Raw genomic sequence first — 24,352 nt, 5'->3', positions numbered from 1 at the left:
CGCCATGTCACGCATCGGAAGACTCCCCATCGACGTCCCCGCAGGGGTCGACGTCGCCGTGGACGGCCAGCACGTCACGGTCAAGGGCCCGAAGGGCGAGCTGAGCCTCACCATCGCGCAGCCCATCCGCGCCGAGGTCCAGGACGGACAGGTGCTCGTCACCCGTCCCGACGACGAGCGCGAGTCGCGTTCGCTCCACGGCCTCACGCGCAGCCTCATCGCGAACAACATCGTCGGCGTCACCACCGGCTACACCAAGGGCCTCGAGATCGTCGGCACGGGTTACCGCGTCGCGCTCAAGGACAAGGGCGTCGAGTTCGCGCTCGGCTTCTCCCACCCGGTGTACGTCGAGGCGCCCGCGGGCATCAGCTTCACCGTCGAGGGCGTCAACAAGATGACCGTCGTCGGCATCGACAAGCAGCTCGTCGGCGAGACGGCCGCCAACATCCGCAAGATTCGCAAGCCCGAGCCCTACAAGGGCAAGGGCGTCCGCTACGCCGGCGAGAACGTTCGCCGCAAGGCCGGAAAGAGTGGTAAGTGATCATGGCTCTCGGAGTTAGAGGAAAAAGCAAGTCCGCCGCCCGCGGCCGCAGGCACGCACGCCTGCGCAAGAAGGTCGAGGGTACCGAGCTGCGTCCGCGCCTGGTCGTCACCCGTTCGGCCCGTCACGTCTTCGTGCAGGTCGTCGATGACAGCCGTGGTCACACCGTCGCGTCCGCGTCGACCCTCGAGGCCGACATGCGCACGTTCGACGGCGACAAGACCGCCAAGTCGCGCAAGGTCGGCGAGCTCGTCGCCGAGCGCGCCAAGGCGGCCGGCGTGGAGAGCGTCGTATTCGATCGTGGTGGCAACCGCTACGCAGGACGCGTCGCGGCCATCGCCGAAGGAGCTCGAGAGGGTGGTCTGAGCCTGTGAGCGCAGCCGAGAACAACAACAAGGAGCCCGAGGTCGTGGCAGTGGCGGAGACGCCCGTCGAGACCGCGGCGTCCACCGCACCCGCGCAGAACGAGGGCCGTGAGGGCCGTCGTGGCGGACGCGATCGCAACCAGGGCGGCCGCGACAGCCGCGGTGGCCGTGATGCCGACAAGAGCCAGTTCCTGGAGCGCGTCGTCACCATCAACCGCGTGTCCAAGGTCGTCAAGGGCGGTCGTCGCTTCAGCTTCACCGCGCTCGTGATCGTCGGAGACGGCAACGGACTGGTCGGCGTCGGCTACGGCAAGGCCCGCGAGGTCCCGACCGCCATCTCCAAGGGCGTCGAGGAGGCGAAGAAGAACTTCTTCCGCGTCCCGCGCATCGGCCTGACCATCCCGCACGCCGTGCAGGGTGAGGCATCCGCCGGAGTCGTCCTCCTGCGCCCCGCGTCCGCGGGTACCGGCGTCATCGCCGGTGGCCCCGTCCGCGCGGTGCTCGAGTGCGCCGGCATCCACGACGTGCTGAGCAAGTCGCTCGGATCGTCGAACACGATCAACATCGTGCACGCCACGGTCGAGGCGCTCAAGCAGCTCGAGGAGCCGCGCGCCGTCGCAGCTCGTCGTGGGCTCGAGCTCGAGCAGGTCGTCCCGGCCCGCATCCTCCGCGCCCAGCGCGCCGAGGCCGACGCGAAGGCAGGTGTCTGATGGCTCAGCTCCGAGTGACGCAGATCAAGTCCAAGATCAGCGAGAAGCAGAACCAGCGCGACACCCTGCGGAGCCTCGGGCTCCGTCGCATCGGTGCCGTGGTGGTCCGTGAGGACAACGCCCAGAACCGCGGGTACGTGAACACCGTGGCGCACCTGGTGAAGGTGGAGGAGATCGACTGATGGCTGAGAAGAACGAGTCGGCCGAGGCGCCCGTGAAGGCGCCCAAGGCCGCACCCAAGAAGACCGCGAAGGCGCCCGCCGCCGCTGCGGCCGCTTCCGCCGAGACGACCACGGTCGGCTCGACGGAGACGGTCAAGCGCGAGCAGGTCCTCAAGGTCCACCACCTCCGTCCCGCCGCCGGGGCCAAGAAGGCACGCCAGCGTGTCGGCCGCGGTGAGGGCTCGAAGGGCAAGACCGCGGGTCGTGGCACCAAGGGCACGAAGGCCCGCTACACGGTCCGCGTCGGCTTCGAGGGTGGGCAGATGCCGCTGCACATGCGCACCCCGAAGCTCCGCGGGTTCAAGAACCCGTTCCGCGTCGAGTACCAGGTCGTGAACCTGGAGAAGCTCGCCGCGCTCTACCCCGACGGCGGCGACGTCACCACGAGCGACCTGGTCGCCAAGGGTGCCGTGCGCAAGAACGAGAAGGTCAAGGTCCTCGGGGACGGCGACATCTCGGTTAAGCTGACGGTTGCGGTCGACAAGGTCTCCGGCTCCGCAGCGGAGAAGATCGTCGCAGCAGGCGGCTCCGTCAAGTAGCACTACAGGACGCAACGGCAGGGGCGGTCGGGCAACCGACCGCCCCTACCGGCACCTGGGGCCGCATCGGGTCGGCCCGACCCCCGCCTCCCGGCGGACCTCCCACAGAAAGCAGGACACCCTCCGTGTTGAGCGCCGTCGTCAGGATCTTCCGCACCCCCGATCTGCGCCGCAAGATCGGGTTCACGCTGGGCATCATCGCCCTCTTCCGCCTCGGATCCTTCATCCCGGCGCCGTTCGTCGACTTCGCCAACGTGCAGTCGTGCCTCGCGGCCAACCAGGGCACCTCGGGCCTCTACGAGCTCGTCAACCTGTTCAGCGGCGGTGCGCTGCTGAAGCTCTCCATCTTCGCGCTGGGCATCATGCCGTACATCACGGCCTCGATCATCGTCCAGCTGCTCCGCGTGGTCATCCCGCACTTCGACACCCTCTACAAGGAGGGCCAGTCCGGCCAGGCCAAGCTCACGCAGTACACGCGCTACCTCACGATCGCCCTCGCGGTCCTCCAGTCCACGACGCTCATCACGGTCGCGCGCAGCGGTGCGCTCTTCGGCCAGACCAACGTCAGCGCCTGCACGCAGCTCGTCACGAACGACGCCTGGTACGCGATCATGCTCATGGTCATCACGATGACCGCCGGCACCGGCCTCATCATGTGGATGGGCGAGCTCATCACCGAGCGCGGCATCGGCAACGGCATGTCGCTCCTCATCTTCACGTCGGTCGCGGCCGCGTTCCCGACCTCGCTCATCGCCATCCAGCAGAGCCGCGGCTGGGAGGTCTTCCTCCTGGTGATCCTCGTCGGCCTCCTCGTCGTCGCCGCCGTCGTCTACGTCGAGCAGTCGCAGCGGCGCATCCCGGTGCAGTACGCCAAGCGCATGGTCGGCCGCCGCACCTACGGCGGCAACAACACCTACATCCCGATCAAGGTGAACATGGCCGGCGTCGTGCCCGTCATCTTCGCGTCGTCGCTGCTGTACCTGCCCGCGCTCGTCGCGCAGTTCAACCAGCCGCCCGTCGGCCAGCCGCCGGCGCCGTGGGTGCAGTGGATCACCGACAACCTCACCACGGGCGACCACCCGCTCTACATGGCGATGTACTTCCTGCTCATCGTCGGCTTCACGTACTTCTACGTCGCCATCACCTTCAACCCGGAGGAGGTCGCCGACAACATGAAGAAGTACGGCGGCTTCATCCCCGGCATCCGCGCGGGACGCCCGACGGCCGAGTACCTCGACTACGTGCTCACGCGAATCACGCTGCCGGGCTCGCTGTACCTCGGGCTCATCGCGCTCCTGCCGCTCATCGCCCTGTCGCTCGTCGGCGCCAACCAGAACTTCCCGTTCGGCGGCGCGAGCATCCTGATCGTGGTCGGCGTCGGCCTCGAGACGGTGAAGCAGATCGACTCGCAGCTGCAGCAGCGGCACTACGAGGGGCTGCTCAAGTGACCCGGCTCCTGATCGTCGGCCCTCCCGGTGCGGGCAAGGGCACGCAGGCGAAGCGCATCGCGGGCGACTACGGGATCCCCGACGTCTCCACCGGCGACATCTTCCGCCAGAACATCAAGGACCGCACCGAGCTCGGCCAGCAGGTCCAGGCGCTCGTCGACGCCGGCAACTACGTGCCGGACGAGCTCACCAACAGCCTCATCACCGCGCGGCTCGAGGAGGAGGACGCCCGCGAGGGCTTCCTGCTCGACGGCTACCCGCGCACGCTGGCCCAGGTCGCGTACCTCGAGGAGCTGCTCGAAGGGTGGGGACAGCGCCTCGACGCCGTCATCCAGCTCGTCGCCGACGAGGAGGAGGTCGTGGCCCGGCTCACCCGCCGCGCTGCCGAGCAGGGCCGCGCCGACGACGGCGAGGAGGAGATCCGCCACCGCCAGGAGGTCTACGTCCGCGAGACGAGCCCCCTCATCGACGTGTACCGCGAGCGCGGCCTGCTCCTCGAGGTCGACGGGCTGGGCGAGGTCGACGAGGTCGCCGAGCGCATCCGCGCGGCCCTCGCGGGTCGCGGCGTGCGTCCCTCCTCCGACGCCGGCCGCGCGTAGCGGCGTGGGCGCGCTCCGCCGCACGCCGGGGATCTACAAGACCCCGGACGAGATCCGCCGCATGGTCGCGCCCGGCCTCGCGACCGCCGCGTCGCTCGACGCCGTCCGCGGGCTCATCGCCCCCGGCGTCACGACGGGCGAGCTCGACGCCGCAGCCGACGCCGCCATCCGCGCGCTCGGCGGCCACTCCAACTTCCAGCTCGTGCCGGGCTACCGCCACACGGTGTGCGTCTCGGTCAACGACGAGGTCGTGCACGGCATCCCCGGCGACCGCGTGCTGCAGCCGGGCGACATCGTCTCGGTGGACAGCGGCGCGGAGATCGACGGCTGGAACGGGGACTCGGCCATGACGGTCGTGGTGCCGGATCCCGCGCGCCCCGACGTCGTCGAGGCCCGCGAGCGGCTGTCCCGCGTCACCGAGGACTCGCTCTGGGCGGGCATCGCCCGGCTCGCGACCGCGTCGCACCTCAACGAGGTGGGCGAGGCCGTCGAGGAGAGCGTCGAGGCGGCGGGCGCCTTCGGCATCGTCATGGACTACACGGGCCACGGCATCGGCCGGAGCATGCACGAGGATCCGCCGGTGTTCAACTACCGCGTGCGCGGCAGGGGCCCCGCGGTGAAGCCCGGGCTGGTCGTCGCGATCGAGCCGATGATCACCGACGGCGAGGCGGAGACGCGCGTCCTCGACGACGACTGGACCGTCGCCACGGTCGACGGCAGCATGGCCTCCCACTGGGAGCACTCGGTCGCCGTGCACGCGCGCGGCATCTGGGTGCTCACGCTCGCCGACGGCGGGGCGTCGCGCCTCGTGCCGCTCGGCGTCACGCCCGTCGCGCCCTGATCGCCGCGGCCGCCTGACCCGCTCCGTAGGCGGGGCGGCTCGGGGGCGGCCGGTCAGGTGTCCATGACGTGGACGAGCTCCTCGATGAAGGAGCCGTGCGATCCCGACGCCCGCATGATCGCCTGCACGTCGCGGTGGTCGGAGAAGACCTCGACGAACTGGTCGAACACGTGCTGGAAGCTCGTGCGGCCGCTCGCGCTGAAGGCGACGAGCGCGACCACGTGCACGCGGTTGCCGCCCCACTGCATCGCCTCGTCGTTGACCACGATGGCGATGGCCGTGCGGTGCGCCGTCATGGCGAGCGAGTGGGGCACGGCGAGCGTGTCGGTGAACGCCGTCGACGACAGGCGCTCGCGCTCGATGGCCCCGTCGATGTACTCGGGCTCGATGATGCCCTGCTCGACCATCCTGCCGCCGAGCAGCCGGATCATCGCCTCCTCGTCGGGCGCGTGCAGGTCGCGGAAGAAGAGCGACTCGTCGAGGAAGCGCAGCAGGTCGTGCTTCATGGAGCTGCGGCGCGCGTGGCGGCGGACCCGCGCGACGGCCCGGCGGATCGACTCGATGTCGTCGGGCGTCGGCAGCGGCTGGACCACCACGACGTCGTCGGCGGGCGGACGCGTGCCGGTGGCGTCGATCACGAGCTGGACCCCCAGGGCATCTGCGTCGACGTCGGTGCGCGTCACGACGGCGTCCACGCTGATGTCCGCGCCGAGGGCCTGCTCGATGCGCTGGCGCATGATCTGGTGCAGGTCGTAGTAGTTCGGGCAGACGAGCGCGCACGCGACCCGGTCGTCGCGTCGGGCCACGCGCTCCCGGTGGGATCCGACGTGCAGGGCGATGTACGCGATCTCGTCGTCGTTGATCGCGATCCCGCGCCGCCGCTGCACCTCGCTCGCGATGAACACCGCGATCTCGTAGGTCATCGGGTAGGAGGTCTTGATGGATCGGGCGAGCGGGTTGCGGGAGAAGGAGCGGTCGGCGGCGCGCGCCACCAGGTTCCCGAGGTGCAGCGAGAAGCGGACCGTGAAGTCCTCGTCCTCGAGGTCCACCAGGTACTCCTGCTTCACGCGGCGGACGATGGCGCGCACCACGTCCAGGTCGCTCTCGACGACGTGCTCGCGCATCACGGTGGCGAGCGACTGCTCGTTGCCTGGGGTCACGACGCGCGTGCGGACGAGGAGCGCGAGGTAGGCGACGTCGCCCGCCGGCACCGGCACGTCGAAGTGGGCGGCGAGGAGGCGGGCGAGCACGGCGCGGATCGCGAGGGCCGTCGGGTCGGCGGAGGGGGCCGCCGTCGACGCGTCATCGGCCGTCGGGTGCGCGGCACCCGGCGCGCCGTCGTCCGCGGGGTCCAGGTCCGCGTCCGCGTCCGTCCGCCGCGGTGCCCGGGCCAGCCGGTCGACCGCGATCGCCACGTGCAGCAGCACGTTGTCGACGCCGTACTCGTTCACGAAGAAGCCGCCCTCCGTGAGCTCGCGGACGAGATCCGTCTTGAAGGCGCGCAGCGAGTCGGACGCGAACTCCCGCTGCACGGTCTCGAGCGGCAGGAAGCCCTGCGCGCTCTCGTCGCGGAACATGCGCGACAGCAGCCGGCGGAAGTCGCGCTCCGAGCCCTCGAGCACGACGGTGGATCCCGTGCGGCGGAGGGCGAGACCGGCGTCCTCGACGAGCGCGCGCACCTTGCGGAGGTCCGCCTCGACGGTGGAGTCGCTCACGTGCAGCTCGCCCGCGAGCGCGAAGACGTCGAGGCCGTCGGGCGCGTCGCCGAGGCGGCGGACGAGCGCGTGCAGGCGGTCGCGCGGGGTGCCCTGCTGGTCGCCGGTCGGGCGCGTCCCGAGGTGGCGGGCGTAGCTGCCCGCGTCGATCCGGTAGCCGTCGGGGGAGGAGGCGATGGCGACGGTCGAGCGCTCCCGCACCGCCTGGACGTAGGTGCGGACGCTGCGCGTGGTGACCCCGAGGCGGTCCGCGAGCTCGCCGGCCTCGACCCAGCGGTCGGCCGCGGACAGGTAGTCCAGCAGCCTCTCGTGGTTCTCGCTCAGCATGTCCGTCTCCCTGCGCGGCGGCTCGCGTCCCCTCGGGCGGCGGACGGAGAGCGCCGCTCTCGGAGACGAGTCAACCATCCGCTCCCGCCCCCGATGCCCGCCGGGACGCGCGCCGGCCTCGTCTTCCTACCCCGCGGAAGCGGATCTGCTGGCACGCGGCGCGTCCCGGGGAGCACGATGGGACGACCAGCGACGACGCGAGGAGGCACAGCATGACCGGGAGGATCCTCGTCGTCTGCGGCTCCGGCGCATCCAGCACCTTCCTCGCCCAGCGCCTCCGCGCGCTCGCCGAGGCCGACGGGCTCGAGATCGAGGCCGTCGCCGGATCCATCGCCCAGGTGCGCCTCGACGCCGCCGGCATGGACGTCGTCCTGCTCGGCGCCCACCTCGCCGACCGCCTCGACGCCGTGCGCGAGGCAGCCGCCGACGAGGGCGCGACCGCCGTCCTCCTCGACGCCGACGCCGCGCGGCCCGAGGGCGCGCGCGCCGCGCTCGACCGGGCGCTCGCGGCCATGCGCCAGGGCGCCCGATCGCTCCGCCTCGCGCCGGGGCTGCACGGCCGCCCGCTCGGGGGATCCCCGCCCGTCGCCTGACCACCGGCCCGCGCCGAGACCGGACGACCCGCACTACCCGCACGACCGCATGACGACCGCCCACCAGGGCCCCCGCCGGGGCCGACCGAAGGAGCCACCATGGCAGAACGCACCGTCACCATCGCCTCGTCGCACGGGCTGCACGCCCGCCCCGCCTCGCTGTTCACGCAGGCCGCCGCGAAGGCCGGGATCCCCGTGCAGCTCGCCAAGGGCGACCGCAGCGTCAACGCGGCCAGCATCCTCGGCGTGATCTCCCTGGGCGTCGACACGGGCGACGAGGTCGTCGTCTCCGCCGAGGGCGAGAACGCCGAGCAGGTCGTCACCGACCTCGCGACGCTCCTCGAGTCCGACCTGGACGCCGCATGAGCTCCCGCACCCTGAACGGCATCGGCATCGGCCGGGGATCCGCCGTCGGACCCGTCGTCCGCATGCCCGACCCGCTGCCCGAGCCCGCCGACACCGCGAGCACCCTGACCGCCGACGAGGAGCGGATCCGCGTGAGCGCGTCGCTCGCCGCGACGGCCGCCGACATCCGCATCCGCGGGGAGAAGGCCGGCGGCGCCGCCAAGGACGTGCTCGAGGCGCAGGCCTTCATGGCCGAGGACCCCACGCTCGTCGACGACATCACCGCGCGCCTCGCGACGGGCCGCACCGCCGAGCGCGCCGTGCACGAGGCGTTCGCCGGCTTCCGCGACCTGCTGCTCAGCATGGGCGGCTACATGGGGGAGCGCGCCACCGACCTCGACGACGTCTCGCAGCGCGTCGTCGCGCACCTGCAGGGCGTCGCCGCCCCCGGCGTGCCGGATCCCGACCACGCCTTCGTGCTCGTCGCCCGCGACCTCGCCCCCGCCGACACCGCGCTCCTCGACCTCGACAAGGTCCTCGCCCTCATCACGACCGACGGCGGCCCGACCTCGCACACCGCGATCCTCGCCCGCGAGAAGGCCATCGTCGCGGTCGTCGGCGTCGCGGCCGCGAAGGACCTCGCCGACGGCGAGACCGTCGTGGTCGACGCGCTCACGGGCGCCGTCACCGTCGACCCGAGCGCCGACGAGGAGTCCGCCGCGCGCGACGCCATCGCGGCACGGAAGGCCCGGGTCGACGTGCCCACCGGCCCCGGCGCGCTCGCCGACGGCACCGCGATCCCGCTGCTCGCCAACCTCGGATCCGCCGACGGCGCGGCAGACGCGGTCGAGAAGGGTGCAGAGGGCGTCGGTCTCTTCCGCACCGAGTTCCTCTTCCTCGACGCCACGAGCGCGCCGACCGTCGACGAGCAGCGCGCGCACTACACGCGCCTGCTCGAGGCGTTCCCGGGGCAGAAGGTCGTCGTCCGCGCGCTCGACGCCGGCGCCGACAAGCCGCTGAGCTTCCTCAACGACGCCGACGAGGAGAACCCGGCCCTCGGCCTCCGCGGCCTCCGCGCGCTGCGGGCGAACGAGCAGATCCTCCGCGACCAGCTCACCGCGCTGGCGCAGGCCGACGCCGCCACTGACTCCGACCTGTGGGTCATGGCGCCCATGGTCTCGACCGTCGAGGAGGCGCGCTACTTCACGGCCCTCGGCCGCGAGCTCGGCCTGAAGACGGTCGGCGTGATGGTCGAGGTCCCGTCCTCGGCGCTCCTCGCCGACCGGATCCTCGCCAACGCCGACTTCGCGAGCATCGGCACCAACGACCTCACGCAGTACACGCTCGCGGCCGACCGGCTGCTGGGATCCGTGGCCGCGTTCCAGGACCCGTGGCACCCCGCCGTCCTCCGCCTCGTGCAGGAGGTCGGCACCGCCGGCCGCGCGCTCGGCAAGCCCGTGGGCATCTGCGGCGAGGCCGCGGCGGACCCGCTGCTCGCCGTCGTGCTCGTCGGCCTCGGCGCCACCAGCCTCTCGATGTCGCCCGCGGCCCTCGCCGACGTGCGCGCCGAGCTCGCCCTCCACACGCGCGAGGAGGCGGAGGCCCTGGCCGCCGTCGCCCTCGCCGCCGACAGCGCCGTCGAGGCGCGCGCCGCGGTCACCGCGGCATCGGCGCCCGCCACCGTCTGACCCGCACCACCGGCCCAGCCGCACCGCACATCCCTCACCCGCAGCACGGCGGGCCGCAGCAGGCCCGCCACCACCACGACAGGAGCACCACCCCATGACGACGACGTCACCCACCCGCAGCACGGGACAGTCCGTGCGGCTCGGCGTGCAGAAGTTCGGCACGTTCCTCAGCGGCATGATCATGCCGAACATCGCGGCGTTCATCGCCTGGGGCCTCCTCACGGCCCTGTTCATCCCGGACGGCTACCTGCCCAACGAGCAGCTCGCCGGCCTCGTCGCGCCCGTGCTGTACTTCCTCCTCCCGCTGCTGATCGCGAACACCGGAGGCCGCATGGTCTACGACGCGCGCGGCGGCGTCGTCGCGAGCATCGCGACCATGGGCGTCATCGTCGGCACCATCGGCGAGCCCTACTTCGAGGGCGGCAGCCCGATGTTCCTCGGCGCCATGATCACGGGCCCGCTCGCGGCGTACCTGCTCAAGGTCATCGAGCGGCTCTGGATCGACCGGATCCGCCCCGGCTTCGAGATGCTGGTCAACAACTTCTCCGCCGGCATCCTCGGCGCGATCTTCGCGATCGGCGCCTTCTTCGGCCTCACCCCGGTGATCCGCGGCATCACGTCGGTCCTCGGCGGCGGCGTCGGCTTCCTCGTCGACAACGGCCTGCTGCCTCTCACGAGCATCGTGATCGAGCCGGCCAAGGTCCTGTTCCTCAACAACGCCATCAACCAGGGCATCCTCACGCCGCTCGGGACCGAGGAGGCGACCCGCACGGGCAAGAGCATCCTGTTCCTGCTCGAGGCGAACCCCGGCCCCGGCCTCGGCGTGCTCCTCGCGTTCACGATCTTCGGCGCGGGCGTCGCCCGCAGCACGGCCCCCGGCGCGATCCTCATCCAGTTCGTCGGCGGCATCCACGAGATCTACTTCCCGTACGTGCTCTCCAAGCCGCTCCTGTTCCTCGCGGTCATCGCGGGTGGCGCCTCGGGCGTCGCGACCAACGTCGCGTTCGGCTCCGGCCTCCGCGGCCCGGCATCGCCCGGCAGCATCATCGCCGTGCTCGGCCAGACCGAGCGCAACAGCTTCCCCGGCGTGATCCTCTCGGTCATCATCTCCGCGGCCGTCACCTTCGTCATCGCGGCGGTCATCCTCCGCACCGGCAAGAAGACCGACGGCGACTTCGGCGCCGCGGTCCAGGCGACGCAGGCCAACAAGGGCAAGGAGTCCTCGATCCTCTCCGGCCTCGGCGCCGAGACCGGCACCGCGGGTACGGTCGGCGGCCTCGCCGACGGCGCGAGCGCGACCGGCACGGGCACCGCCACGACGACGCGGATCACCGACATCGTGTTCGCCTGCGACGCCGGCATGGGCTCGTCCGCCATGGGCGCCTCGGTGCTCCGCAACAAGATGAAGAAGGCGGGCGTCACCGACGTCACGGTCGTCAACAAGGCGATCGCGGCCCTCGACGGCACGGCCGACCTCGTGATCACGCAGCGCGAGCTCACCGACCGCGCCCGCGAGAAGAGCCCGTCCTCCGAGCACGTCTCCGTCGACAACTTCATGAACTCGCCGCGCTACGACGAGATCGTGGAGCTGGTCCAGAAGCAGCGCTCGGAGAGCTGATCATCCGGGGTCCGCCCTCGCGGCGGACCCCGCACCACCGCACCGCGGGGGCCGGGCCATGCTGGAAGGCACCCGGCCCCCGCACCACGCACACACGTCAGGAGCACCATGTCGAACGTCCTCGAACCCGCCCAGATCCGCGTCAGCGGCACCGCGTCGAGCGTGGAGGAGGCCATCGCCGAGGCGGCGGGCATCCTCGTCGCCGCGGGCGCCGTCACCCCCGAGTACCAGGGGTTCATGCTCGAGCGCGAGAAGAGCGTGTCGACCTACATGGGCAACCTCCTCGCGATCCCGCACGGCACCAACGAGGGCAAGGACACGATCCTCGACTCCGCCCTCTCCTTCGTCCGCTACGACGCCCCCATCGACTGGGCGGGCAACGAGGTGCGCTTCGTCGTCGGCATCGCCGGCAAGGACAACGGCCACCTCGACATCCTCAGCAAGATCGCGATCATCTTCAGCGACGACGACGAGGTGCAGAAGCTCGTCGACGCCCCCGACGCCGAGGCGCTCTACGCCCTCCTGGCCGAGGTGAACGAGGCGTGAAGGCCGTCCACTTCGGCGCCGGCAACATCGGCCGCGGCTTCGTCGGGCTGATCCTGCACGAGGCCGGCTACGAGGTCGTCTTCGCCGACGTCAACGCCGAGCTCATCGGGCACCTCGCGTCCGCCGACTCCTACCGCGTGACCGAGGTCGGCCCGCACGCGCGCGACTGGACGGTCACCGGGTTCCGGGCGATCGACAGCGCCGCCGACGGCGAGGCGCTCATCGCCGAGATCGCGACGGCCGATGTCGTGACGACGGCCGTGGGCCCCAACATCCTCCGCTTCGTCGCCCCCGCGATCGCCGCCGGCCTCCGCGCGCGCTCGGCCGACCTCGGCCCCGTCGCCGTCATGGCGTGCGAGAACGCGATCAACGCGACCGACACCCTCCGCGACGAGATCGCGAAGGCGCTCGGCGACGAGACCGTCGCCCTCGGACGCGCGGTCTTCGCGAACACGGCCGTCGACCGCATCGTGCCGAACCAGGATCCCGCCGCGGGCCTGGACGTGACCGTCGAGGACTTCTCGGAGTGGGTCGTGGAGCGCACGCCGTTCGGCGACGCCGTGCCCGAGATCGCCGGCGCCACGTTCGTCGACGACCTCGCGCCCTACATCGAGCGGAAGCTCTTCACCGTGAACACGGGCCACGCGACCGTCGCCTACCACGGCTACGCGCGCGGCGCCGTGAGCCAGTCGGACGCGATGGCGATCCCCGAGGTCGCCGACGAGGTCCGCCAGGTGCTCGAGGAGACGAGCGCGCTGCTCGTCGCGAAGCACGGGCTCGACGAGGGGGAGCAGGCGGCGTACCGCGCGAAGAACCTCGCGCGCTTCGCCAACGCGGCCCTCGCGGACACCGTCGAGCGCGTCGGCCGCCAGCCCCTTCGCAAGCTCTCCCGCGAGGAGCGCTTCGTGGGTCCCGCGTCGCAGCTCGCCGAGCGCGGGCTCCCGCACGAGGCCCTGGTGCGCGCGATGGGGCAGGCGCTCCGCTTCGACCCGGCGGGGGACCCGCAGGCGCTCGAGCTGCAGGGGCTGCTCGCGACCGACACGGCCGCCGACCTCGTGCGCCGCGTGACGGGCCTGGACGACCAGCACCCGCTGACGGCCGACCTCGTCGCCGTCGTCGACGCCGCGCAGGCCGACCGCCGCAGCGCCCCGCGCCACCGCGCGTAGCCGTCGCAGCGAGAGCACCACGGGCACGGGCCGGACGGGCGACCGTCCGGCCCGTCGTGCGTCCGCTAGCGCAGGATCCGCGGATCCGCCCGCGACACGCGGGGAGAATTGCGACACGCCCGGGGATGCCGTACTCTCGACCCTTGGTGCTCGGCCGCCTCCCGGCGTGCCCGGCATCTGCGTCTCACCATGATGCGCATCCGCACGAACAGCAGACACCACCTCTAGCGACAGTGAGTATATGGCCAAGAAAGACGGCGTCATCGAGATCGAAGGCGGAGTTGTCGAAGCTCTGCCGAACGCGATGTTCCGCGTTGAGCTGAGCAACGGGCACAAGGTCCTCGCCCACATCTCGGGCAAGATGCGTCAGCACTACATCCGCATCCTCCCCGAGGACCGCGTGATCGTGGAGCTGAGCCCGTACGACCTCACCCGCGGCCGGATCGTCTACCGCTACAAGTAGGCCTGCTGCACAAGGAACGGCCCCGCATCCGCGGCGGCACGAGGCCAGCGAGAACGAAAGCAAGGAAGCATCATGAAGGTCAACCCCAGCGTCAAGAGGATCTGCGAGAAGTGCAAGGTCATCCGACGCAACGGCCGCGTGCGCGTCATCTGCGACAACCCCCGCCACAAGCAGGTCCAGGGCTAGTCAGCACGACCGCACGGCACCACCGCACCACCTGAAGAAGAACGACAGCAGCGCCGGAAGCCGGGGTCCTGAGGGATCCGGGGGACACCATCGGTCGGAGGCCGATGCACAGGCTCTGCTGCAGACCTCCATCCATCACCAGGAGAAGCCTCAATGGCACGTCTAGCAGGCGTCGACCTCCCGCGCGACAAGCGCGTCGAGATCGCACTCACGTACATCTACGGCGTCGGCCGCACCTCGAGCGTCAAGACCCTCGAGGACACCGGCATCGACAAGAACATCCGCGTCAAGGACCTGAGCGACGACCAGCTCATCGCCCTCCGCGACTACATCGACGGGAACTTCAAGGTGGAGGGCGACCTCCGCCGCGAGGTGGCCGCCGACATCCGACGCAAGGTCGAGATCGGCAGCTACGAGGGCATCCGCCACCGCCGCGGCCTCCCTGTCCACGGGCAGCGCACGAAGACCAACGCTCGCACCCGCAAGGGCCCGAAGCGCACCGTAGCCGGCAAGAAGAAGGCGCGCTAGGCCTTCGGCCCGCGCCTCGCCACCCGTAGACACAGGAGAATTCCATGGCAGCACCCAAGTCGGCTGTTCGCAAGCCGCGCCGCAAGGACAAGAAGAACATCGCCGTGGGCCAGGCCCACATCAAGAGCACCTTCAACAACACCATCGTCTCGATCACGGACCCCACCGGTGCCGTCATCAGCTGGGCGTCCTCGGGCGTCGTCGGCTACAACGGCTCGCGCAAGTCGACGCCGTTCGCCGCACAGCTCGCCGCCGAGTCGGCCGCCCGCCAGGCGCAGGAGCACGGCATGAAGAAGGTCGACGTGTTCGTCAAGGGACCCGGCTCCGGCCGCGAGACCGCGATCCGCTCGCTCCAGGCCGCCGGCCTCGAGGTGGGCTCGATCAACGACGTCACCCCGCAGGCGCACAACGGCTGCCGCCCGCCCAAGCGCCGCCGCGTCTAGCTCGCGCTGATCGGCCGCTGCCGTCCCGCTCCACCAGGAGGGGACGGCGTCGGCCGATCCGCCGTGTGTCCGATCGACCAATTCACTACCCGCCCGGGCCGCCACCCGGGGGGCATCGCAGGCGTCATATAGCGGACGCCTCGCCGAAAGGAAACAACACAGTGCTCATTGCGCAGCGCCCCACCCTCACCGAGGAGTCCATCTCGGAGTTCCGCTCGCGGTTCGTCATCGAGCCGCTCGAGCCCGGCTTCGGCTACACGCTCGGCAACTCGCTCCGCCGCACGCTCCTCTCGTCCATCCCCGGCGCGGCCGTCACCAGCATCCGGATCGACGGCGTGCTGCACGAGTTCAGCACCGTCCCCGGCGTGAAGGAGGACGTGACCGAGATCATCCTCAACATCAAGGGCCTCGTCGTCTCGAGCGAGCACGACGAGCCGATCACCGCGTACCTGCGCAAGCAGGGTGCTGGCCAGGTCACGGCCGCCGACATCTCGGCTCCGGCCGGCGTCGAGATCCACAACCCCGAGCTAGTCATCGCCACGCTCAACGAGAAGGCGAAGTTCGAGCTGGAGCTCACGATCGAGCGCGGCCGCGGCTACGTCTCGGCGACCCAGAACCGCAGCGAGTTCAGCGAGGCGGGCCAGATCCCGGTCGACTCGATCTACTCGCCCGTGCTCAAGGTCACCTACCGCGTCGAGGCCACCCGTGCCGGCGAGCGCACCGACTTCGACCGCCTCGTGGTCGACGTCGAGACGAAGTCGGCCATCACGCCGCGCGACGCCATCGCGTCCGCCGGCCGCACGCTCACCGAGCTGTTCGGCCTGGCGCGCGAGCTCAACTCGGCCGCAGAGGGCATCGAGATCGGCCCCGCGCCGGTCGACGCCGTCCTCAGCTCCGAGCTGTCGATGCCCATCGAGGACCTCGACCTCTCGGTGCGGTCGTACAACTGCCTCAAGCGCGAGGGCATCAACAACGTCAGCGAGCTCGTCGCCCTCTCGGAGACGCAGCTCATGAACATCCGCAACTTCGGACAGAAGTCGGTGGATGAGGTCAAGGACAAGCTGGTCGAGCTCGGTCTGTCGCTGAAGGACGCCGTCCCCGGCTTCGACGGCGCGCACTACTACAGCTACGACGAGGACGAGACCACCACCAACTGATCCGTCCGGCCTCGGCCGTACGCCTTCTTTCGACACTTACGGAGACAAGACCATGCCCAAGCCCACCAAGGGTCCCCGCCTCGGAGGCGGCCCGGCGCACGAGCGCCTCATGCTCGCGAACCTGGCCCAGAGCCTCTTCGAGCACAAGTCCATCAAGACGACCGAGACGAAGGCCAAGCGCCTGCGTCCCGTCGCCGAGCGCCTCGTGACGTTCGCCAAGCGCGGCGACCTGCACGCCCGCCGCCGCGTCATGGGCATCATCCCCTCGAAGAGCGTCGTGCACGAGCTCTTCACGGAGATCGCGCCCCTCGTCGCCGAGCGCGACGGCGGCTACACCCGCATCACGAAGCTCGGCTTCCGCAAGGGCGACAACGCCCCCATGGTGCAGATCGAGCTCGTGCTCGAGCCCGTGACCCCGAAGGTCCGCTCCTCGCGCACCTCCACCGCGACGGCTCCGGCCGCCGCGGCCCCGGTCGCCGAGGCACCCACGGAGGAGTCCGACGTGCCGGTCGAGGAGACCGACGCCGTCGAGCACACCGACGAGACCCCCGCGGAGGCGACCGACGAGGCCGCCGCCGAGGTCGAGGCCGACGCCGCGGAGAAGTCCGACAAGTAGCAGCACCGCACCATCCCGAGAGCCCCCGCCGCCCTGCGCGACGGGGGCTCTCGTGCGTCCGGACGGCCCGGCGGCGGCTCACGCGGTCCCGGTACCCTGGACGGATGACCGACAGCAGCACGACCATGCCGGACGATCCCTCCTCCACCGCGCCGATCCCGCTCCCCGAGGGGCCGGAGGGGATCACGTGGCGACCGATCTCCCCTGGCGACGTCGACGCGCTCGTCGAGCTCTCGGGCCTCGTGGCCGACGCCGACCACCCGGAATACCGCGCCACCCGCGACGAGATCGTGATGGCGCAGGGCTTCTCCTTCGTCGACCTCGCGCGCGACACGATCGTGGCCGTCGACGCCGACGGGCGCCTCGTGGCCGAGGGCGTCGCCGTCGTCAAGCCGGATGACGAGACCGCCGTCCGCGCGAACGTGTCCGGCTCGGTCCGCCCCGACGCCCGGCGACGCGGCATCGGCGGACGGCTGCTCGACTGGCAGATCGCGCGCGCCACGCAGTCCCTCGCCGTGGCCCAGCCCGCCCCGCACATCGAGGAGCCGGTCCCGACGCTCATGGGGGCGGACGTGCAGGTCGACTCCGCGGGCCACGTCGCCCTCCTCGAGTCGCGCGGGTTCACCCCGAGCCGCTACTTCATCGAGATGCACCGCGACCTCGGGACGGAGCTGCCCGACGTGCCGGCGCCCGAGGGCCTCCGCCTCATCCCCGTCACGCGCGAGTGGTGGGAGCGCACGCGGCTCGCGAAGAACGAGGCGTTCCGCGACCACTGGGGATCCGAGCCCGTCAGCGTCGAGCGCTGGGACGCGTACCTGTCGCTGCCGACCGCGCGCCACGACCTCTCGGTCATCGCGGTGACGGGCGACGGCGAGGACGCCGTGGTCGCCGGGTTCGCGATGGCGGAGGCCTACCCGGACAACTGGGAGGCCGCGGGCTACACGTCCACCTACATCGCCCTCGTCGGCGTGCGGCGCGAGTTCCGCGGCCGCCGCCTCGCGCAGGCGCTCCTGTCCACCGCGCTCGCGGGGTCCGCCGCGGAGGGCGTCCAGCGCGCCGTCCTCGACGTCGACTCCGACAGCCCCACCGGCGCGCTCGACCTGTACGAGCACCTCGGCTTCACGCAGGCGAGCCGCTCGGCCGTGTACGAGCGCGAGGTCGGCATGACGCCGCCGCGGGGATCCGCCGCCCGATGAGCGCGGATGCCGAGGCGGGGGACGCCTGCGCGCGCCTCCGCCTCGACATCGCGTACGACGGCACGGGCTTCGCCGGCTGGGCGAAGCAGCCGGGGCTCCGCACCGTGCAGGGCGCGCTCGAGGACGCGCTCGCGCAGCTGCTCGCGCGCACGCCGCCGGCGCCGACGCTCGTGGTCGCCGGACGGACCGACGCGGGCGTCCACGCGACCGGGCAGGTCGCGCACCTCGACCTCACGGATGCGCAGATCGCGTCCCTCGACCGGCCGCCGCGGGGTCGCGCGGCCGAGGCCGACGCGGGGGAGGGGGCGCACGTCCCCTCCGTCGAGCGCGCCGCCGCGGCCCTCGCGCGCCGGCTGAACGGCGTGCTCGGCGCCAGGTCCGACGTCGTGGTGCTCGCCTGCGCCCCCGCCCCCGACGGGTTCGACGCGCGCTTCTCCGCGACCTGGCGGGCGTACCGCTACCGGATCTCCGACGTCGACGGCCCCCGCGACCCCCTCCAGCGGCATCGCACGGTGGAGCTGCCGGTGGCGCTCGACGCCGCCGTGCTGCAGCAGGCGGCCGACGCGCTCCTCGGCCTGCACGACTTCGCCGCGTACTGCAAGCCGCGCGAGGGGGCCTCGACCATCCGCACGCTCCAGGAGCTGACCTGGACCCGCGCGGCCGACGGCGCGCTCGAGGCGGCGGTCCGCGCGGACGCGTTCTGCCACAGCATGGTGCGCGCGCTCGTCGGCGCGTGCGTCGCCGCGGCGTCCGGCCGCGTCGGGGTCGCCCGGCTCCGCGAGCTGCTGGAGCTGCGCGAGCGCACGAGCGAGTTCACCGTGATGCCCGCGCGCGGCCTGGTGCTCGAGCGGGTGGGCTACCCGCCGGACGCCGAGCTCCGAGCGCGGAACGAGATCACGCGCGCCAGGCGCGGCGCGCACGAGGTGGACACGATCTCGGAGGGCGCCGCGACGGCCGCCCGCGACCTCGCCCGGCTGGCCGACACGCCCGGGATTGCCTGATCGTCCCGGATCGCGTACTCTGAACCGGTTGTCTGCACGCATGCGCGCGGCGACGTACAAGGTTGAGCCCTCCACCGGATGCGTTCTCGTCAGAACGCCCACGGAGCGGGATCCACGACCATCTCACCTCGAAAAGAAGGCAGTCAGATCAATGACGCGCACCTATTCCCCCAAGGCCAGTGAGGTCCAGCACGACTGGGTCGTCATCGACGCCACGGACATCGTCCTCGGCCGTCTCGCCAGCCACGCCGCCGCGCTCCTGCGCGGCAAGCACAAGGCCACGTTCGCCCCCCACATGGACATGGGCGACTTCGTGATCATCGTCAACGCCGAGAAGGTGGCGCTCACGGGCCAGAAGCTCGAGAAGAAGCTGGCCTACCGCCACTCCGGCTACCCGGGCGGCCTCACGGCCACCACCTACGTCGAGATGCTCGAGAAGCACCCCACGCGCGCGGTCGAGAAGGCCATCCGCGGCATGCTGCCGAAGAACTCGCTGGGTGCGGCGCAGCTGAAGAAGCTCAAGGTCTACGCGGGCCCCGAGCACCCCCACGCTGCTCAGCAGCCCACCCCGTACACCCTCGGCCAGGTCGCTCAGTAGCTCCGGCTGCCGACAGCGACGACCAAAGACCTCAGAAGGAATCGAACCCAGTGGCTCAGATCTCAGACTCCCTCGACGTGGCTCCCGAGAGCTTCTCGACCGAGACCCCGAACGAGGAGGCCCCCAAGGCCCCCCGCGCGGTCCTCAACGTGTCCGGCGGCGCCGTCGGACGACGCAAGCAGGCCATCGCCCGCGTGCGCCTCGTCCCCGGCTCCGGCTCGATCACGGTCAACGGCCGTGAGTTCGCGGACTACTTCCCCAACAAGCTGCACCAGCAGCTCGTGAACGACCCCTTCAAGGTGCTCGACCTCCTCGGCAGCTACGACGTGGTCGCGCGCATCTCCGGCGGCGGCCCCTCCGGCCAGGCCGGCGCCCTGCGCCTCGGCATCGCCCGCGCCCTCAACGAGATCGACGAGGAGAACAACCGCGCCGTGCTGAAGAAGAACGGCTTCCTCAGCCGTGACGCGCGCGTCAAGGAGCGCAAGAAGGCCGGACTCAAGAAGGCCCGCAAGGCGCCCCAGTTCTCGAAGCGCTAAGGCGCTCGGGTACTCCGGCACTCATGCCCCGGCTCTTCGGCACGGACGGCGTCCGCGGACTCGCCAACGGCGAGACCATCACCGCGGACCTCGCCCTTCGCCTGGCCCAGGCCGCCGCGCACGTGCTCGGCCAGGACGCCCGGGATGCCGGGCGACGACCCATCGCGGTCGTCGCCCGGGATCCCCGGGTGTCCGGCGAGTTCATCGCGGCGGCCGTGGCCGCCGGCCTCGCGAGCTCCGGCGTCGACGTGTTCGACGCCGGGGTCATCCCGACGCCGGCCACGGCGTACCTCATCGCGGACTTCGACGCCGACTTCGGCGTGATGATCTCCGCGTCGCACAACCCCGCTCCCGACAACGGGATCAAGTTCTTCGCCGCAGGCGGACGGAAGCTCGCCGACGAGCTCGAGGACCGCATCGAGGCGCAGCTGAGCCAGCCCGTCCTGCTCCCCACGGGAGCCGACGTCGGCCGCATCCGCCGCTTCGCGGACGCCGAGGACCGCTACGTCCTCCACCTTCTCGGCACGCTGCAGCACCGGCTCGACGGGATCCACGTGGTCCTCGACTGCGCGCACGGCGCCGCAGCCGGGATCAGCCCCGAGGTCTTCACGGACGCGGGCGCGCGCGTCACGGTCATCGGCAACGATCCCGACGGCATGAACATCAACGACCGGGTCGGGTCGACGCACCTCGACCTCCTGGCCGAGGCGGTCCTCGCGCACGGCGCGGACGTGGGCATCGCGCACGACGGCGACGCCGACCGCTGCCTCGCGGTCGACCACACGGGCGCCATCATCGACGGCGACCAGATCATGGCCGTCCTCGCGCTCTCGATGGCCCGCCGCGGCCTGCTGGCGGAGCGGACGCTCGTCGCGACCGTCATGAGCAACCTCGGCCTCCGCATCGCGATGGCCGAGAACGACATCGCCGTGATGCAGACCCGCGTCGGCGACCGCTACGTGCTCGAGGCCATGAACGAGGGCGGCTACTCCCTCGGCGGCGAGCAGTCGGGCCACCTCGTCATCGCGGAGCACGCGACGACCGGCGACGGGATCCTCACGGGGATCCAGCTGCTCGGGGAGATGGCGGCCACGGGGAAGAGCCTGCACGAGCTCGCCTCGGTGATGACCGTCTACCCGCAGGTGATGATCAACGTGCGCGGCGTCGACCGCGATCGCGTGGGCGACGACGCCGAGCTGAACGCGGCCGTCGCGCGCGCGGAGGCCGAGCTCGGCGACACCGGCCGGATCCTCATGCGCGCCTCGGGCACCGAGCCGATGATCCGCGTGATGGTGGAGGCCGCAGACCAGACCACCGCCGAGCGGCACGCGCAGGAGCTGGCCGCCCTCGTGACGGAGCGCCTGGCCATCTAGCCCTCCCGCCGTCCAGCGGGACCGGGTCGGGGTCAGAGCTTGCGGAGGAGGACGTTCGCGACCGAGTGGTCGGCGTCCTTCCGCAGCACGAGCGTCGCGCGCGAGCGGGTGGGGCGGATGTTCTGCTCGAGGTTCGGCTCGTTGATGGCCGACCAGATCCCGCGCGCACGCGCCACGGCCTCGGCCGGGCTGAGCTCCGCGTACCGGTGGAAGTAGGAGCGCGGGTTGCTGAACGCGCCGCGCTGGAGGCTCAGGAACCGCTCCTCGTACCACTGCGCGATGTCGTGGGTGCGGGCGTCGACGTAGATCGAGAAGTCGAAGAGGTCGCTGACGGCGAGCTTCGCGCCGGACGCCGCCGGCTGGAGCACGTTGAGGCCCTCGATGATGAGGACGTCCGGCTGGCGGACGACCACCTCGGCGCCCGGGACGATGTCGTAGGCGAGGTGCGAGTAGAACGGCGCGCGGACCTCGGGTACGCCGCTCTTGACCTGCGTGACGAACCGCAGCAGCGCCCGCCGGTCGTAGGACTCGGGGAAGCCCTTCCGCTCCATGAGGCCGCGGCGCTCGAGCTCGGCGTTCGGGTGCAGGAATCCGTCGGTGGTCACGAGCTCGACGCGGGGGGTGTCGTCCCAGCGCGCCAGCATCTCGCGCAGGAGGCGGGCGACGGTCGACTTGCCGACGGCCACGGATCCCGCCACGCCGATGACGAACGGCGTGCTCTTGGCGCGCTCGCCCAGGAAGGCGCTCGTGTCCCGGTGCAGCTTCTTCGTGCCCGTGACGTAGAGGTTGAGCAGGCGGCTCAGCGGGAGGTACACGTCCTCGACCTCGTGCATGTCGAGCCGGTCGCCGATGCCGCGCAGCTGCACCAGCTCCGTCTCCCGCAGCGGGAGGTGCGTGGCGGGCGCGAGGGCCGCCCAGTCGGCACGGGCGATCTCCACGAACGGGGAGACGTTGCCGTGGCTCGTCGGGTGTCCCGTCGCGGTGTCTGGCATGGCGTGCCCATCCTACGGCGGGGTCGGCGGGCGGCCGGAGCGCGCCGCGGCCACCCGCCGTCCCTCCCCAGCAGGCTCCCGGCCTGGGGCGCGCCGCGATGCCCGGCCGCGCAGGGGAACCCCGACGCGGACGGCTAAAGTGGTGCCCCATGTGCGGAATCGTGGGATACGTCGGTGAGTCCAAGAGCCTCGAGGTGCTCCTCGGGGGGCTGCGGAGGCTCGAGTACCGGGGTTACGACTCCGCGGGCGTCGCGGTGCTCGACGAGGACGGCACGCTCGGCGTCCGCAAGCGGGCGGGCAAGCTCGACCGTCTGCTGGAGGACCTCGAGGCGTCGCCGCTGCCGAACGGATCCACCGGCATCGGCCACACGCGCTGGGCCACGCACGGCGGCCCCACCGACCGCAACGCGCACCCGCACCTGGGCGACGACGGCAAGCTCGCGCTCATCCACAACGGGATCATCGAGAACTTCGCGGAGCTCAAGGACGACCTCCTCGCGGACGGCTACACGTTCGAGAGCGACACGGACACCGAGGTCGCCGCCCGTCTCCTCGGCCGCGAGTACGGCATCACGCACGACCTCGAGCAGGCGTTCCGCAACACGGTGAGCCGGCTCGAGGGCGCGTTCACGCTCCTCGCCGTGCACCGCGACCAGCCCGGGCTCGTGGTCGGCGCACGCCGCAACTCGCCGCTCGTCATCGGGCTGGGCGACGGCGAGAACTTCCTCGGATCCGACGTCGCCGCGTTCGTGGAGTTCACGCGCCGCGCGGTCGCGATCGGCCAGGACCAGATGGTCGCCATCCGCCCCGACTCCGTCACCGTCACCGACTTCCACGGCGCGCCCGTCGAGACGCACGAGTTCGAGATCGCCTGGGACGCGTCGGCCAGCGAGAAGGGCGGCTGGTCGAGCTTCATGGCGAAGGAGATCAGCGAGGGCCCGGACGCGGTGGCCAACACGCTCCGCGGCCGCATCGTCGACGGCGTCGTCGTGCTGCCCGACCTCGACGCGATCGGCGAGGTCGACCTCGCCGAGATCTCGCGCATCGTCATCGTCGCGTGCGGCACCGCCGCCTACTCGGGGATCCTCGGCAAGTACGCCATCGAGAAGTGGGCCCGCGTCCCCGTGGAGGTCGAGCTCGCGCACGAGTTCCGCTACCGCGACCCGGTGCTCGACGCCACCACGCTCGTGATCTCCATCAGCCAGTCCGGCGAGACCATGGACACGCTGCTGGCCGTCCGCTACGCCCGCGAGGCCGGGGCGCGCGTGCTCTCCATCTGCAACACGCAGGGCGCCACCATCCCGCGCGAGTCCGAGGCGGTCGTCTACACGCACGCGGGCCCGGAGGTCGCGGTCGCGTCCACGAAGGCGTTCGTCGCGCAGGTCGCCGCGCTGTACCTCTTCGGCCTGCACCTCGCGCGCATCCGCGGCACGCTGTCGGCCGACGAGATCGTCGCCAACACGGAGGAGCTGCTGGCCGTGCCGGAGAAGCTCGCCACCGTCGTGGAGCAGGGCGAGAAGATCAGCCAGCTCGCGAAGTGGATGGCCGACACCCGCGCGGTGCTGTTCCTCGGCCGCAACGTCGGCTTCCCGGTGGCGCTCGAGGGCGCGTTGAAGCTCAAGGAGCTCGCCTACATCCACGCCGAGGGCTTCGCTGCCGGCGAGCTCAAGCACGGGCCCATCGCGCTGATCGAGCCGGGGCAGCCCGTGTTCGTCATCGTGCCGAGCCCCGTGCACCAGCTCGCGCTGCACAAGAAGGTCATCTCCAACATCGAGGAGATCCGCGCGCGCGGCGCCCGCGTCATCGCGATCGCCGAGCAGGGCGACGCGTTCGTCCTGCCGCACGCCGACGAGGTCATCCCGATCCCGCTCGCCGCGCCGCTGTTCGAGCCGCTGCTCGCCGTGACGCCGCTGCAGATCTTCGCGATGGAGCTCGCCGCAGCGAAGGGCCTCGACGTCGACCAGCCGCGCAACCTCGCGAAGTCCGTCACCGTCGAGTGAC

At 71.5% G+C, this 24,352-nt stretch carries 28 protein-coding genes; 26 read left to right on the top strand and 2 right to left on the bottom strand.

Features of this window, described 5'->3' with window-relative positions; all coding sequences use genetic code 11:
* Nucleotides 1-4: 4 nt before the first annotated feature.
* The 8 genes from rplF (at nucleotide 5) to map (ending at nucleotide 5,264) form a co-directional block, all read left to right on the top strand.
* A complete protein-coding gene (gene rplF / locus KYT88_RS13530; protein WP_043584315.1) occupies nucleotides 5-541 on the top strand; it encodes a 50S ribosomal protein L6 in 537 nt (178 codons plus the stop codon).
* Nucleotides 542-543: 2 nt separating this feature from the next.
* Nucleotides 544-915, top strand: coding sequence for a 50S ribosomal protein L18 (gene rplR / locus KYT88_RS13525; RefSeq protein ID WP_012039291.1), 372 nt, complete (start codon nucleotides 544-546; stop codon nucleotides 913-915).
* A 35-nt stretch (nucleotides 916-950) separates the two neighbouring features.
* On the top strand, nucleotides 951-1,616 hold the full coding sequence (gene rpsE, locus KYT88_RS13520) for a 30S ribosomal protein S5 (RefSeq protein ID WP_012039290.1): 666 nt from the start codon (nucleotides 951-953) through the stop codon (nucleotides 1,614-1,616).
* Nucleotides 1,616-1,798, top strand: a complete 183-nt coding sequence (rpmD, locus tag KYT88_RS13515; RefSeq protein WP_012039289.1) for a 50S ribosomal protein L30 — start codon at nucleotides 1,616-1,618, stop codon at nucleotides 1,796-1,798. The genes rpsE and rpmD overlap by 1 nt, the downstream gene beginning before the upstream one ends.
* Nucleotides 1,798-2,376, top strand: a complete 579-nt coding sequence (gene rplO, locus KYT88_RS13510; protein ID WP_012039288.1) for a 50S ribosomal protein L15 — start codon at nucleotides 1,798-1,800, stop codon at nucleotides 2,374-2,376. The genes rpmD and rplO overlap by 1 nt, the downstream gene beginning before the upstream one ends.
* A 125-nt stretch (nucleotides 2,377-2,501) precedes the next feature.
* On the top strand, nucleotides 2,502-3,824 hold the full coding sequence (gene secY / locus KYT88_RS13505; RefSeq protein ID WP_043584314.1) for a preprotein translocase subunit SecY: 1,323 nt from the start codon (nucleotides 2,502-2,504) through the stop codon (nucleotides 3,822-3,824).
* On the top strand, nucleotides 3,821-4,423 hold the full coding sequence (locus KYT88_RS13500) for an adenylate kinase (RefSeq protein WP_043584312.1): 603 nt from the start codon (nucleotides 3,821-3,823) through the stop codon (nucleotides 4,421-4,423). Before secY ends, KYT88_RS13500 begins: the two co-directional genes overlap by 4 nt.
* Nucleotides 4,424-4,427: 4 nt before the next feature.
* Nucleotides 4,428-5,264: a type I methionyl aminopeptidase gene (gene map / locus KYT88_RS13495; protein ID WP_043584311.1), complete on the top strand. Its 837-nt coding sequence runs from the start codon at nucleotides 4,428-4,430 to the stop codon at nucleotides 5,262-5,264.
* A gap of 53 nt (nucleotides 5,265-5,317) precedes the next feature.
* On the opposite strand, the gene KYT88_RS13490 is transcribed toward map, so the two are convergent.
* On the bottom strand, nucleotides 5,318-7,306 hold the full coding sequence (locus tag KYT88_RS13490) for a BglG family transcription antiterminator (RefSeq protein WP_043584310.1): 1,989 nt from the start codon (nucleotides 7,304-7,306) through the stop codon (nucleotides 5,318-5,320).
* 212 nt (nucleotides 7,307-7,518) lie between these two features.
* Between KYT88_RS13490 and KYT88_RS13485 the strand changes: the two genes are divergently transcribed.
* The 17 genes from KYT88_RS13485 (at nucleotide 7,519) to glmM (ending at nucleotide 21,359) form a co-directional block, all read left to right on the top strand.
* A complete protein-coding gene (locus KYT88_RS13485) occupies nucleotides 7,519-7,899 on the top strand; it encodes a PTS sugar transporter subunit IIB (RefSeq protein ID WP_119374128.1) in 381 nt (126 codons plus the stop codon).
* A gap of 99 nt (nucleotides 7,900-7,998) precedes the next feature.
* The gene (locus KYT88_RS13480) at nucleotides 7,999-8,265 is read left to right on the top strand and encodes an HPr family phosphocarrier protein (RefSeq protein ID WP_012039282.1); all 267 of its coding nucleotides are present in this window, start codon (nucleotides 7,999-8,001) and stop codon (nucleotides 8,263-8,265) included.
* Entirely contained in the window at nucleotides 8,262-9,932 is a 1,671-nt protein-coding gene (gene ptsP, locus KYT88_RS13475; protein ID WP_237583682.1) for a phosphoenolpyruvate--protein phosphotransferase, read from the top strand. The genes KYT88_RS13480 and ptsP overlap by 4 nt, the downstream gene beginning before the upstream one ends.
* A gap of 94 nt (nucleotides 9,933-10,026) precedes the next feature.
* Nucleotides 10,027-11,550 carry a PTS mannitol transporter subunit IIBC gene (locus tag KYT88_RS13470; RefSeq protein WP_043584309.1) on the top strand — a complete coding sequence of 508 codons (1,524 nt, stop codon included), beginning with the start codon at nucleotides 10,027-10,029 and terminating at the stop codon, nucleotides 11,548-11,550.
* A 108-nt stretch (nucleotides 11,551-11,658) separates the two neighbouring features.
* Nucleotides 11,659-12,096: a PTS mannitol transporter subunit IIA gene (locus tag KYT88_RS13465; protein WP_043584308.1), complete on the top strand. Its 438-nt coding sequence runs from the start codon at nucleotides 11,659-11,661 to the stop codon at nucleotides 12,094-12,096.
* On the top strand, nucleotides 12,093-13,262 hold the full coding sequence (locus tag KYT88_RS13460) for a mannitol-1-phosphate 5-dehydrogenase (protein WP_043584307.1): 1,170 nt from the start codon (nucleotides 12,093-12,095) through the stop codon (nucleotides 13,260-13,262). Before KYT88_RS13465 ends, KYT88_RS13460 begins: the two co-directional genes overlap by 4 nt.
* Nucleotides 13,263-13,503: 241 nt before the next feature.
* Nucleotides 13,504-13,725, top strand: a complete 222-nt coding sequence (infA, locus tag KYT88_RS13455; protein ID WP_012039277.1) for a translation initiation factor IF-1 — start codon at nucleotides 13,504-13,506, stop codon at nucleotides 13,723-13,725.
* A 72-nt stretch (nucleotides 13,726-13,797) separates the two neighbouring features.
* Complete coding sequence (gene rpmJ, locus KYT88_RS13450; protein WP_012039276.1) at nucleotides 13,798-13,911, top strand: 50S ribosomal protein L36; 114 nt, start codon at nucleotides 13,798-13,800, stop codon at nucleotides 13,909-13,911.
* 153 nt (nucleotides 13,912-14,064) lie between these two features.
* Nucleotides 14,065-14,439, top strand: coding sequence for a 30S ribosomal protein S13 (gene rpsM, locus KYT88_RS13445; RefSeq protein ID WP_015491172.1), 375 nt, complete (start codon nucleotides 14,065-14,067; stop codon nucleotides 14,437-14,439).
* Nucleotides 14,440-14,483: 44 nt separating this feature from the next.
* Nucleotides 14,484-14,882, top strand: a complete 399-nt coding sequence (gene rpsK / locus KYT88_RS13440) for a 30S ribosomal protein S11 (protein WP_012039274.1) — start codon at nucleotides 14,484-14,486, stop codon at nucleotides 14,880-14,882.
* A gap of 161 nt (nucleotides 14,883-15,043) precedes the next feature.
* On the top strand, nucleotides 15,044-16,039 hold the full coding sequence (locus KYT88_RS13435; protein WP_012039273.1) for a DNA-directed RNA polymerase subunit alpha: 996 nt from the start codon (nucleotides 15,044-15,046) through the stop codon (nucleotides 16,037-16,039).
* 52 nt (nucleotides 16,040-16,091) lie between these two features.
* The gene (rplQ, locus tag KYT88_RS13430; protein ID WP_043584305.1) at nucleotides 16,092-16,655 is read left to right on the top strand and encodes a 50S ribosomal protein L17; all 564 of its coding nucleotides are present in this window, start codon (nucleotides 16,092-16,094) and stop codon (nucleotides 16,653-16,655) included.
* Between the two features lie 104 nt (nucleotides 16,656-16,759).
* Nucleotides 16,760-17,851: a GNAT family N-acetyltransferase gene (locus KYT88_RS13425; RefSeq protein WP_237583681.1), complete on the top strand. Its 1,092-nt coding sequence runs from the start codon at nucleotides 16,760-16,762 to the stop codon at nucleotides 17,849-17,851.
* Nucleotides 17,848-18,852, top strand: coding sequence for a tRNA pseudouridine(38-40) synthase TruA (gene truA, locus KYT88_RS13420; protein WP_043584303.1), 1,005 nt, complete (start codon nucleotides 17,848-17,850; stop codon nucleotides 18,850-18,852). The genes KYT88_RS13425 and truA overlap by 4 nt, the downstream gene beginning before the upstream one ends.
* Before the next feature lie 151 nt (nucleotides 18,853-19,003).
* A complete protein-coding gene (gene rplM / locus KYT88_RS13415) occupies nucleotides 19,004-19,450 on the top strand; it encodes a 50S ribosomal protein L13 (RefSeq protein ID WP_012039269.1) in 447 nt (148 codons plus the stop codon).
* A 50-nt stretch (nucleotides 19,451-19,500) separates the two neighbouring features.
* On the top strand, nucleotides 19,501-19,986 hold the full coding sequence (gene rpsI, locus KYT88_RS13410) for a 30S ribosomal protein S9 (protein ID WP_012039268.1): 486 nt from the start codon (nucleotides 19,501-19,503) through the stop codon (nucleotides 19,984-19,986).
* Nucleotides 19,987-20,009: 23 nt separating this feature from the next.
* The gene (gene glmM, locus KYT88_RS13405) at nucleotides 20,010-21,359 is read left to right on the top strand and encodes a phosphoglucosamine mutase (RefSeq protein ID WP_119374111.1); all 1,350 of its coding nucleotides are present in this window, start codon (nucleotides 20,010-20,012) and stop codon (nucleotides 21,357-21,359) included.
* A 32-nt stretch (nucleotides 21,360-21,391) separates the two neighbouring features.
* On the opposite strand, the gene coaA is transcribed toward glmM, so the two are convergent.
* The gene (gene coaA, locus KYT88_RS13400) at nucleotides 21,392-22,351 is read right to left on the bottom strand and encodes a type I pantothenate kinase (RefSeq protein WP_043584302.1); all 960 of its coding nucleotides are present in this window, start codon (nucleotides 22,349-22,351) and stop codon (nucleotides 21,392-21,394) included.
* Between the two features lie 149 nt (nucleotides 22,352-22,500).
* On the opposite strand from coaA, the gene glmS reads away from it, so the two are divergent.
* Nucleotides 22,501-24,351, top strand: coding sequence for a glutamine--fructose-6-phosphate transaminase (isomerizing) (glmS, locus tag KYT88_RS13395; RefSeq protein WP_012039265.1), 1,851 nt, complete (start codon nucleotides 22,501-22,503; stop codon nucleotides 24,349-24,351).
* Nucleotide 24,352 lies beyond the last annotated feature (1 nt).

The sequence above is a fragment of the Clavibacter sp. A6099 genome (assembly GCF_021919125.1).
GTDB lineage: Bacteria > Actinomycetota > Actinomycetes > Actinomycetales > Microbacteriaceae > Clavibacter > Clavibacter seminis.
Note: the sequence above shows the minus strand (reverse complement) of the source record. Positions and strands in the feature narration are given on the sequence as shown.

Coding starts and splice junctions, on each gene's coding strand:
- rplM (WP_012039269.1), top strand. CDS start 19,004: ATGACGCGCACCTATTCCCCCAAGGCCAGTGAGGTCCAGCACGACTGG.
- truA (WP_043584303.1), top strand. CDS start 17,848: ATGAGCGCGGATGCCGAGGCGGGGGACGCCTGCGCGCGCCTCCGCCTC.
- coaA (WP_043584302.1), bottom strand. CDS start 22,351: ATGCCAGACACCGCGACGGGACACCCGACGAGCCACGGCAACGTCTCC.
- glmS (WP_012039265.1), top strand. CDS start 22,501: ATGTGCGGAATCGTGGGATACGTCGGTGAGTCCAAGAGCCTCGAGGTG.
- infA (WP_012039277.1), top strand. CDS start 13,504: ATGGCCAAGAAAGACGGCGTCATCGAGATCGAAGGCGGAGTTGTCGAA.
- rplO (WP_012039288.1), top strand. CDS start 1,798: ATGGCTGAGAAGAACGAGTCGGCCGAGGCGCCCGTGAAGGCGCCCAAG.
- KYT88_RS13465 (WP_043584308.1), top strand. CDS start 11,659: ATGTCGAACGTCCTCGAACCCGCCCAGATCCGCGTCAGCGGCACCGCG.
- KYT88_RS13425 (WP_237583681.1), top strand. CDS start 16,760: ATGACCGACAGCAGCACGACCATGCCGGACGATCCCTCCTCCACCGCG.
- KYT88_RS13490 (WP_043584310.1), bottom strand. CDS start 7,306: ATGCTGAGCGAGAACCACGAGAGGCTGCTGGACTACCTGTCCGCGGCC.
- rplR (WP_012039291.1), top strand. CDS start 544: ATGGCTCTCGGAGTTAGAGGAAAAAGCAAGTCCGCCGCCCGCGGCCGC.
- ptsP (WP_237583682.1), top strand. CDS start 8,262: ATGAGCTCCCGCACCCTGAACGGCATCGGCATCGGCCGGGGATCCGCC.
- rplF (WP_043584315.1), top strand. CDS start 5: ATGTCACGCATCGGAAGACTCCCCATCGACGTCCCCGCAGGGGTCGAC.
- rpsK (WP_012039274.1), top strand. CDS start 14,484: ATGGCAGCACCCAAGTCGGCTGTTCGCAAGCCGCGCCGCAAGGACAAG.
- KYT88_RS13480 (WP_012039282.1), top strand. CDS start 7,999: ATGGCAGAACGCACCGTCACCATCGCCTCGTCGCACGGGCTGCACGCC.
- glmM (WP_119374111.1), top strand. CDS start 20,010: ATGCCCCGGCTCTTCGGCACGGACGGCGTCCGCGGACTCGCCAACGGC.
- KYT88_RS13485 (WP_119374128.1), top strand. CDS start 7,519: ATGACCGGGAGGATCCTCGTCGTCTGCGGCTCCGGCGCATCCAGCACC.
- rplQ (WP_043584305.1), top strand. CDS start 16,092: ATGCCCAAGCCCACCAAGGGTCCCCGCCTCGGAGGCGGCCCGGCGCAC.
- KYT88_RS13470 (WP_043584309.1), top strand. CDS start 10,027: ATGACGACGACGTCACCCACCCGCAGCACGGGACAGTCCGTGCGGCTC.
- rpmJ (WP_012039276.1), top strand. CDS start 13,798: ATGAAGGTCAACCCCAGCGTCAAGAGGATCTGCGAGAAGTGCAAGGTC.
- rpsM (WP_015491172.1), top strand. CDS start 14,065: ATGGCACGTCTAGCAGGCGTCGACCTCCCGCGCGACAAGCGCGTCGAG.
- rpmD (WP_012039289.1), top strand. CDS start 1,616: ATGGCTCAGCTCCGAGTGACGCAGATCAAGTCCAAGATCAGCGAGAAG.